General features: G+C 68.0%; 6 protein-coding genes. 1 reads left to right on the forward strand and 5 read right to left on the reverse strand.

Features of this window, described 5'->3' with window-relative positions; translation table 11 throughout:
- Window positions 1–71 precede the first annotated feature (71 nt).
- The 5 genes from JAO81_RS19500 to JAO81_RS19520 form a co-directional block, all read right to left on the reverse strand.
- A complete protein-coding gene (locus tag JAO81_RS19500) occupies window positions 72–830 on the reverse strand; it encodes a succinate dehydrogenase iron-sulfur subunit (RefSeq protein ID WP_165336106.1) in 759 nt (252 codons plus the stop codon).
- The gene (sdhA, locus tag JAO81_RS19505) at window positions 830–2,584 is read right to left on the reverse strand and encodes a succinate dehydrogenase flavoprotein subunit (protein ID WP_199549156.1); all 1,755 of its coding nucleotides are present in this window, start codon (window positions 2,582–2,584) and stop codon (window positions 830–832) included. The genes JAO81_RS19500 and sdhA overlap by 1 nt, the downstream gene beginning before the upstream one ends.
- A 17-nt stretch (window positions 2,585–2,601) precedes the next feature.
- The gene (locus JAO81_RS19510) at window positions 2,602–3,090 is read right to left on the reverse strand and encodes a succinate dehydrogenase hydrophobic membrane anchor subunit (protein WP_165336104.1); all 489 of its coding nucleotides are present in this window, start codon (window positions 3,088–3,090) and stop codon (window positions 2,602–2,604) included.
- Between the two features lie 5 nt (window positions 3,091–3,095).
- On the reverse strand, window positions 3,096–3,476 hold the full coding sequence (gene sdhC / locus JAO81_RS19515; RefSeq protein ID WP_199549157.1) for a succinate dehydrogenase, cytochrome b556 subunit: 381 nt from the start codon (window positions 3,474–3,476) through the stop codon (window positions 3,096–3,098).
- 182 nt (window positions 3,477–3,658) lie between these two features.
- Window positions 3,659–4,240 carry a 2-oxo-4-hydroxy-4-carboxy-5-ureidoimidazoline decarboxylase gene (locus JAO81_RS19520; RefSeq protein WP_199549158.1) on the reverse strand — a complete coding sequence of 194 codons (582 nt, stop codon included), beginning with the start codon at window positions 4,238–4,240 and terminating at the stop codon, window positions 3,659–3,661.
- A 235-nt stretch (window positions 4,241–4,475) separates the two neighbouring features.
- Between JAO81_RS19520 and JAO81_RS19525 the strand changes: the two genes are divergently transcribed.
- Window positions 4,476–6,062: a glycoside hydrolase family 20 protein gene (locus tag JAO81_RS19525; RefSeq protein WP_199549159.1), complete on the forward strand. Its 1,587-nt coding sequence runs from the start codon at window positions 4,476–4,478 to the stop codon at window positions 6,060–6,062.
- Window positions 6,063–6,161 lie beyond the last annotated feature (99 nt).

Here is a 6,161-nt window from a genome sequence, read left to right on the forward strand (position 1 = left end):
CCCAAGAAATAGCGCGCGGGGCCCGTGCGCAGGGGAGGGACGGCGCCCATGACTGCGTACGGCGAAGGAACTCAGAAGCGACGCGTGATCAGCGCGCGCTTCACTTCCTGGATCGCCTTGGTGACCTCGATGCCACGCGGGCAGGCGTCCGTGCAGTTGAACGTGGTGCGGCAACGCCACACGCCGTCACGGTCGTTGAGGATCTCGAGGCGCTGCTCACCGGCCTCGTCGCGCGAGTCGAAGATGAAGCGGTGCGCGTTGACGATCGCGGCCGGGCCGAAGTACTGCCCGTCGTTCCAGAACACGGGGCAGGACGACGTGCACGCCGCGCAAAGGATGCACTTGGTGGTGTCGTCGAAGCGCTCGCGGTCCTCGGGGGACTGCAGGCGCTCGCGCGTCGGCTCGTTGCCCTCGGTGATGAGGAACGGCATGACATCGCGGTACGCCTGGAAGAACGGCTCCATGTCGACCACGAGGTCCTTGAGCACGGTGAGGCCCTTGATGGGCTCGACCGTGATCGGCTTCTCGGGGTTGATGTCCTTGATCAGCGTCTTGCAGGCGAGCCTGTTCTTGCCGTTGATCCGCATCGCGTCCGAGCCGCAGATGCCGTGCGCGCACGAGCGGCGGAAGGTCAGCGAGCCGTCGAGGTCCCACTTGATCTTGTGCAGGCCGTCGAGCACGCGCTCCTTCGGATCGATGTCGATCCGGAAGTCCTCCCAGATCGCCTCGTCCGAGATCTCGGGGTTGAAGCGCCGGATGCGGAAGGTGACCGTGATGTACGGCGACGCTGCGGACTCGGCCTCGACCTTGTCCAGTACGGGAGTTGCCATCAGTACTTACGCTCCATCGGCTGGTAGCGGGTCGTGACGACCGGCTTGTAGTCGAGGCGGACGGAATCGGAGCCGTCGTCGCCGACCTCGCGGTACGCCATGGTGTGGCGCATGAAGTTGACGTCGTCGCGGTTGGGGTAGTCCTCGCGGTAGTGACCGCCGCGGGACTCCTTGCGCGCGAGCGCGGAGACCGCCATGACCTCGGCCAGGTCGAGCAGGTTGCCCAGCTCGATGGCCTCCAGGAGGTCGGTGTTGAAGCGCTTGCCCTTGTCCTGGATCGACACGTTCTTGTAGCGGGCCCGCAGTTCGGCGATCTTCTCGACGGCCGACTTGATGGTCTGCTCCGTACGGAACACCATCACGTTGGCGTCCATCGTCTCCTGCAGCTCCTTGCGGATGTCCGCCACGCGCTCGTTGCCCGTGGAGTTCCGCAGCCGCTCGACCTGCTCGACGACCAGCTCGGCCGGGTTCTCCGGCAGCTCGATGTACTCAGCCTTGGCCGAGTACTCGGCGGCGGCGATACCCGAGCGCTTGCCGAAGACGTTGATGTCGAGCAGCGAGTTGGTGCCCAGACGGTTGGCGCCGTGCACCGAGACGCAGGCGACCTCGCCGGCGGCGTACAGACCAGGCACGACCGTGGTGTTGTCCGCGAGGACCTCACCCTGGACGTTCGTCGGGATGCCGCCCATCGCGTAGTGCGCGGTGGGCTGGATCGGGATCGGGTCCGTGTAGGGCTCGATGCCGAGGTACGTACGCGCGAACTCGGTGATGTCCGGGAGCTTGGCGTCCAGCTGCTCCGGCGGGAGGTGCGTGAGGTCGAGGTAGACGTGGTCGCCCTCGGGGCCGCAGCCGCGGCCCTCACGGATCTCGGTGTAGATGGAGCGGGACACGACGTCACGGGACGCGAGGTCCTTCATGACCGGCGCGTACTTCTCCATGAAGCGCTCGCCGTCCTTGTTGCGGAGGATGCCGCCCTCACCGCGGGCGCCCTCCGTGAGAAGGATGCCCATGCGCCAGATGCCGGTCGGGTGGAACTGGAAGAACTCCATGTCCTCCAGCGGCAGTCCGCGCCGGTAGCAGGCCGCCTGGCCGTCACCGGTGAGGGTGTGCGCGTTGGAGGTCACCTTGAAGAACTTGCCGGTGCCGCCGGACGCGTAGATCACGGCCTTCGCCTGGAAGACGTGGATCTCGCCGGTGGCCAGCTCGTACGCGACGACGCCGGCGCTCTTCTTGACGCCGTCCTCTTCGACGATGAGCTGGTCGAGGACGTAGAACTCGTTGAAGAACTCCACGCCCTCCTTGATGCAGTTCTGGTACAGCGTCTGCAGGATCATGTGGCCGGTGCGGTCGCCCGAGTAGCACGCGCGGCGGACCGGGGCCTCGCCGTGGTTGCGGGAGTGACCGCCGAAACGCCGCTGGTCGATCTCGCCCTTGGGCGTACGGCCGAACGGCAGGCCCATCTTCTCCAGGTCGAGGACCGCGTCGATGGCCTCCTTCGCGAGGATCTCGGCGGCGTCCTGGTCGACCAGGTAGTCACCGCCCTTGATCGTGTCGAAGGTGTGCCACTCCCAGTTGTCCTCTTCCACGTTGGCGAGCGCGGCGGCCATGCCGCCCTGCGCCGCACCGGTGTGGGAGCGGGTCGGGTAGAGCTTCGTGAGCACCGCGGTACGGGAGCGCTTGGTCGACTCGATGGCCGCGCGCATGCCCGCGCCGCCGGCGCCGACGATGACGGTGTCGTACTTGTGGATCTTCATGAGTCGTTACCCCGGGCCTAGCGGATGTTCGGGTCGAAGGTGAAGATCACCAGCGTGCCCAGAAGGACGGTGAACACCGTGGCGGTGTAGAGCAGCATCTTCAGCCAGAAGCGCGTGTTGTCCCGCTCGGCGTAGTCGTTGATGATCGTGCGCAGGCCGTTGGCGCCGTGCAGCATCGCCAGCCAGAGCATGATCAGGTCCCACGCCTGCCAGAACGGGGAGGCCCAGCGGCCGGCCACGAAGGCGAAGCCGATCTTGGACACACCGCCGTCGAGCACCAGCTGGATCAGCAGGTGGCCGAGGACCAGGACGACCAGGACGATGCCGGACAGGCGCATGAACAGCCAGCCGTACATCTCGAAGTTGCCGCGGGTGGCCTTCGGTGTCTTCTTGGTGCGCTTGCGCGGGGCCTCGATGACGGGCGCGGGGTGGTCCACGTCATAGAGCGTCACGCCTTCGACATCGCCGATGGCGGTGGCGTCGGTGGCTTCCTTGTTGAGAGACATCGGCGTCAGCTCCCGAAGACTTCGCGTACGGCGTGGCCGAGCACCGGGTAAAGGGCACCCACCATCAGCACGATCCAGATGCCCAGCACGGTCCAGAGCATCTGCTTCTGGAAGCGCGGGCCCTTCGACCAGAAGTCGACGGCGACGATGCGCAGGCCGTTGAGCGCGTGGAACAGGATGGCCGCGACCAGTCCGTATTCCAGCAGCGCCACGATCGGCGTCTTGTAGGTGGCCACGACATCGTCATACGCCTCGGGGGAGACGCGGACGAGAGCGGTGTCGAGGACGTGTACGAACAGGAAGAAGAAGATGAGGACGCCGGTGACTCGATGAGCCACCCAGGACCACATTCCTTCCCGGCCGCGGTACAGCGTTCCAGCCGGCACGGAAGAACCCTCCGGGAGCGGGGATAGGGGTCGGCCGGCTTCAGTGTCGGTCAGACCCGGCCGGGTACGGTCCACCGGCCGCTCGTCATCGTATCGACCAGATGTCGGTATGCCCGCAGGGGGTCAATAGGTGTGATCAAACAGGCACGTACGGGCTATCAGGCGGGTCGGATTCAGGAGAATTACGCATACGTCAGTACGTACAGCGCATCCGTGATCCGCTCGCGCGCGAGCCGGCGCAGCTGCTCGGCGGCGACGATCCGTTCCTCGTCCGGGTCGTGCGCCAGGCGCGTGCGCAGACTCGCGAGGACCTGGTCGAGATGCTCGTCGTCGTGGAACGCGTCGAGGCTGAGCAGGAAGGCGTGACCGAATTTCGCCTCGTACGCGGCGTGCGCGGCACGTAGGGCGGTGAGCGCGGACTGCGGCGTGTCGCCGGGCGCGGGGTACTCGTCCTGCTCGGCGGCGAGCGCCTCGTGCAGCTCCGCGGGCGTGAGGTCGTAGCTCGCCTCGTCGGCCGCGGCGAGCAGCGCGTCCAGGTCCGGGTACGGCCGGTGTTCGACGAGGCGGTCCGCCCAGCGTTCACTGGCACAGCAGTCGAGAAGGAGCGCGCGGGCGTCGTCGGCCGGTGCGGTGTTGAACTGGTCGAGCCCCGCGTGCATGGTGCCGGTGGCGTCCGTCTGCGCTTGTTTCGGTATGGCGAGGGCAGGCGGTGCGATGGGGTACGGACTGGGCGAAGGCAGCGTGCGCTCCTCGGAAGCGGCCATGCGGCCAGTGGGCATCGGCAGGGGGGCTGCGGGGATGCCGTAACGCTATCGAGGGCTGATGGGAGTTGTACGACGGATGCGCGAATTTCACCCGGACGGGAGAGTTTGGGAACGAGAGGTGGACGGTCGGGGCGTATTCGGAGCGATCGGTTCCTCGCGCGTGGGAGGTTTCTGACGTGATGCCGACCCTTTCGCGATCTTTGTCCCCCCTGTGCGCTCCCCGGGAGGTACGGCGGTGAGCCGGCGCCCGCTGCTGGCCGCAGCCTCACTCGTGGCCGGGGCCGCCGCCGTACTGACCGTGACCCTGTGGCCGGACGGCACTCCCGCGGGCGGTACCCCTTCCGTGAGCGACCGCACCGACGACCGCTCGCCCGCCTCGTCCGCGCCGGCCTACCCGCTCTCGAAGGCGCCGTTGACCATCCCCGCCGTCCGCGAGCACGAGGCGGCGCGCGGGCCGGGCTGGCATCCCGACCGGGGTGCGCAGGTGATCGTCCCCGAGGAGTCCGCGGGTGAGCTGGCCGACGAGGGCCGGCTGATCGCGGACGAACTCGGCCTCGAGTACGCCGAGGGCGCCGAGCCCGGCAAGGGCGATGTGGAACTCGCGCTGGTCGCGGGCGAAGCGAACCCCGAGGCGTACACGATGAGCGTCAGCGACGAGCGGGTCCGTATCTCCGCGACGGGCGAGCCGGGGGTCTTCTACGGCACGCGCACCCTCAAGCAGATCGTGCGCCATGACGGCACCGCGCCCGAGGGCGTCATCCGGGACGCGCCCGCGAAGCCGCAGCGCGGATTCATGCTCGACATCGCGCGCAAGCACTTCACGGCCGGCTGGATCGAGGACCGGATCCGTGAGCTCGCGGACCTCAAGTACAACCAGCTGGGCCTCCACTTCTCCGACGACCAGGCGTTCCGTATCGAGTCCTCCTCGCACCCCGAGGTGGTCTCCGTGCAGCATCTGAAGAAGTCCGAGGTGAAGCGGATCATCGCGCTTGCGCGGAGTCTGCATATCGAGGTCATCCCGGAGATCGACTCGCCGGGGCACCTGGGCGCGGTGATGGCGGCGCACCCCTCCTTGCAGCTGCGGGATGCGCGGGGCGTCCCGTCCCGCGGTGCGATCGACATCTCCGAGCCGGGGTCCGCGAAGATCGTCGATGAACTCCTGCGCGAGTACGCGGGGCTCTTCCCCGGCACGTACTGGCATCTGGGCGCGGACGAGTACCGCGCGCTGATGGTCGCGAACCCCGAGGCCTCGTATCCGCGGCTGGCCGCGGCCGCCCGCGCGAAGTTCGGGCCGAACGCGAAGGTCCAGGACCTGACCACGGGCTGGCTGAACGACCGGGCGAAGGTGATCAGGGGCGAGGGCAAGAAGCCGAAGGTCTGGAACGACGGGCTGTTCCGCGGCGGAGTGGTGCAGGCCGACAAGGACCTCGAGGTCGAGTACTGGACCGGCAAGGAGCTGCGCGCCCGCGAGCCGGTCGAGTATCTGAAGGCCGGCCGCAAGCTGGTGAACCTCAACGACGAGTACCTCTACTACGTGCTCGGGGAGCCCAACACGTTCAAGTACCCGACCGGCGAGCGGATCTACAAGGAGTGGAACCCGCTCGTGGTGCGCGGCTCCAAGCCGGTCCCGGCCGCGTACGGCGATCAGATCCTGGGCGCCCGCTTCGCGGTCTGGTGCGACTTCGCGAGCGCCCAGAACCAGGACCAGGTGGCGGCGGGCATCCGGATGCCGCTGCGGGCGATGGCCCAGCGGGTGTGGGACGCGCGGCAACCCGCGCTGTCGTGGGGGCAGTTCACGGGCCTGGCGCAGAAGGTGGGCTGAGCTGCACTTTTCGGGCTGGACAGGCGGACTGTCCGCCCCATAGGTTCCGCGCGGCCCGGGCGCCCCCGGGGGGGGGGTGGGGGGGCGGGCCGGTCTGTT

Origin of the sequence: Streptomyces sp. N35 (assembly GCF_016464295.1) — a bacterium.
Classification (GTDB): Bacteria; Actinomycetota; Actinomycetes; order Streptomycetales; family Streptomycetaceae; genus Streptomyces.